We start from the raw sequence: 2,768 nt of genomic DNA, 5'->3' as shown, positions 1-2,768 counted from the left end.
TAGTGTTTCGGTGGTCATAGCGTGAGGGAAACGCCCGGTTACATTCCGAACCCGGAAGCTAAGCCTCACAGCGCCGATGGTACTGCAGGGGGGACCCTGTGGGAGAGTAGGACGCCGCCGAACTATTTTTGAATGGGAAACCCCCGCACCGGGATACGGTGCGGGGGTTTTCTGCGTTTAAGGTCGCGGTGCGTTTAGGGTCGCGGTATGCGATACGAACTGGTCATCTTCGACAATGACGGCGTTCTCGTGGACAGCGAGCCGATTTCCAACACCATTCTTGCCGGGTATCTGACCGAGCTCGGTCACCCCACCACGTACGAGGACTCCCTGCGCGATTACATGGGGGCTGCCATGCATCGCGTACACGACCTTCTTCTTGAGCGGACTGGGCAGAGGCTGCCCGAGGAATTCGACGCGATCTTCCACTCTCGTGTCTTTGCCGCCTTTGAGCGGGAGCTGGAGCCTGTGGCGGGTGCCGTCGGGGTGTTGGAGAAGCTGGCCGTCGGCGGAGTGCCGTACTGCCTGGCCTCGTCCGGGAGCCATGAGCGGATTCGGGTCGGGCATCGGCGTACCGGGCTCGATCGGTGGTTCGACGACGAGCGGATCTTCAGCTCCGAGGATGTGGGGCGGGGCAAGCCGGCGCCCGATCTCTTTCTCCATGCGGCCGAGCGGATGGGTGTGGCGCCCGAGAAGTGTGTGGTGGTCGAGGACAGCCCACTGGGGGTGCGGGCCGCTGTGGCCGCCGGGATGGATGTATATGGGTTCACGGCGATGACGCCCGCCGAGCGGCTTTCCGGGGCCACTGAACTCTTCGGGGACATGGGAGAGTTGGCTGACCTGCTCGTATGACGGTGAGGGATCGCCGCGTCACGGGAAGTTGGGTGGGTGATCTATCTACCCACCGGTAGCCAGGGGTTCTACGCTCAGCAGCCATGACGGACGAGCTGCGGCGCGGCAGGGCCTCTTTGGCATTGAGCTTCCTGGTGCAGGGGGTCACCTTCGCGTTGCTGGTGACGCGGATTCCCGCCATTCAGGATCGCTACGGGATATCCGACGGCCTGTTGCCGGTCTTCCTCGCCGCGGTGCCGATCCTCGCCGGGGTCGGGAGCGTCGGCACCGAGTGGCTGGTCAAGCGGGTGCGGCCCAGCCAGGTGCTGCGGTGGTCGCAGCCCGTCGTGCTCCTGGCGCTGCTCGGCGTCGGCGCGGGTGACGCCTTGTGGCAGGTCGCCGTGGCGCTCGGGGCGTTCGGGTTCGCGGTGGGGGCGCTCGACGCGTCCATGAACATGCTCGGTGTGAGCCTGCAGCGGGCGTACGGGCGCAGCATCATGCTCGGGTTCCACGCGGCGTACAGCCTGGGCGGGATCGCGGGGGCGTCGATCGCTTGGGCGGGGGCGCACTGGGATCTCTCGCTCTTCGTGTCGTATCTGCCGGCGGTCGTGGTGCTGCTGCCTGCCGCGTTGGTGGGGAGTCGGTGGTACGTCGATGCCGATGCCGGTGATGGTGATGGTGTGGGTGACGGCGGTGAGGGGAGGGGCAGGCCCGTCGTCTTCAAGCTGCTGCTTCCGCTCTGTCTGGTGATGACCTTCGCGTACATCGGGGACTCGACCGTCTCCAACTGGAGTGCGAAGTATCTGCAGGACGTCCTGGGGAGCTCGGAGGAGGTCTCGACCGTTCCGTACAACGTCTACATGGTCATGACGCTGCTGGGGCGAGGGCTCGGGGATCTGGGTGTTCGGCGGTTCGGGGCCGTGGGCGTGGTGCGGGTCGGGTCGGTGGTGGCCGCGCTCGGGTTCGGGGTCGTGGCGGTGGCGCCGGGGGCGTGGACCGGGATCCTGGGGTTCACCGTGCTCGGGCTCGGGCTGTGTGTGATCGTTCCGCAGACCTTCGCCGCGGCGGGGAGGCTTTTCCCCGGGGCTTCGGATGCCGCCGTGGCGCGGCTCAATGTCTTCAACTACGTGGGGTTCTTGATCGGTTCGCCGTTGGTGGGTGCGCTGGGGGATGCGTGGAACTACCGCGGGGCGATGCTCGTTCCTATGGTGTTGGTGCTCGTGACCTTGTTGTACGCCCGGTCCTTCGCCCCCGGAGCGGACCGATACGGTGACGGGCATGAGCGGCCGCGCACAGCTGATGTGGGACGAGGCAGTAACGGGCTATGACTTCGGTCCTGAGCACCCCATGGACCCGGTCCGGCTCGCGCTGACCAGAAGTCTGGTCGGTGCCTTCGGGCTCGAGCGTGGGATGGATGTCGTCGCGGCCAAGCGTGCCGGTGACTCGACGCTGCGGCTCGTGCATCGCGAGGACTATGTGGAGGCGGTCAAGGCCGCGTCCGCCGATCCGGCGTCGGCGGACGGCAGTTATGGCCTGGGCACTCCGGATGATCCTGCCTTCGCGGGGATGCACGAGGTTTCGGCGCTGATCGCCGGGCAGTCGGTGGGGGCGGCCGAGGCGGTGTGGTGTGGGGAAGCGCTGCACGCGGTCAACTTCGCGGGTGGGCTGCACCATGCGATGCCGGGGGCCGCTTCGGGGTTCTGTATCTACAACGATGCGTCGCTGGCCATCGCGCGGCTGTTGGAGCTGGGTGCCGAGCGGGTCGCGTATGTGGATGTGGATGTGCATCACGGGGACGGGGTGCAGGCCTCGTTCTGGGACGATCCCCGGGTGCTGACGATTTCGTTGCACGAGCATCCGCGGACGTTGTTTCCGCAGACGGGGTGGTCCTCGGAGACGGGGGGTTCCTCGGCGGAGGGGGCTGCCGTGAATGTGGC

2 protein-coding genes, 1 rRNA gene and 1 pseudogene are annotated in these 2,768 nt (G+C 66.7%); all 4 read left to right on the top strand.

All coding sequences use genetic code 11. The annotated features are described in order from the left end of the window. The first annotated feature begins 6 nt into the window (after positions 1-6). A 5S ribosomal RNA gene (rrf, locus tag E2651_RS42415) occupies positions 7-123 on the top strand. Between the two features lie 84 nt (positions 124-207). Then, positions 208-852: an HAD family hydrolase gene (locus E2651_RS42410; protein ID WP_135336597.1), complete on the top strand. Its 645-nt coding sequence runs from the start codon at positions 208-210 to the stop codon at positions 850-852. An 83-nt stretch (positions 853-935) separates the two neighbouring features. Beyond that, positions 936-2,159 carry an MFS transporter gene (locus tag E2651_RS42405; protein ID WP_135336596.1) on the top strand — a complete coding sequence of 408 codons (1,224 nt, stop codon included), beginning with the start codon at positions 936-938 and terminating at the stop codon, positions 2,157-2,159. After that, positions 2,110-2,768, top strand: a pseudogene (locus E2651_RS42400) (acetoin utilization protein AcuC); the annotation flags it as partial. The gene E2651_RS42405 and the pseudogene E2651_RS42400, both read left to right, overlap by 50 nt.

Source organism: Streptomyces sp. MZ04, from assembly GCF_004684775.1.
GTDB lineage: Bacteria > Actinomycetota > Actinomycetes > Streptomycetales > Streptomycetaceae > Streptomyces.
This window is presented reverse-complemented; position numbering and strand designations above follow the sequence as displayed.

Coding starts and splice junctions, on each gene's coding strand:
- E2651_RS42410 (WP_135336597.1), top strand. CDS start 208: ATGCGATACGAACTGGTCATCTTCGACAATGACGGCGTTCTCGTGGAC.
- E2651_RS42405 (WP_135336596.1), top strand. CDS start 936: ATGACGGACGAGCTGCGGCGCGGCAGGGCCTCTTTGGCATTGAGCTTC.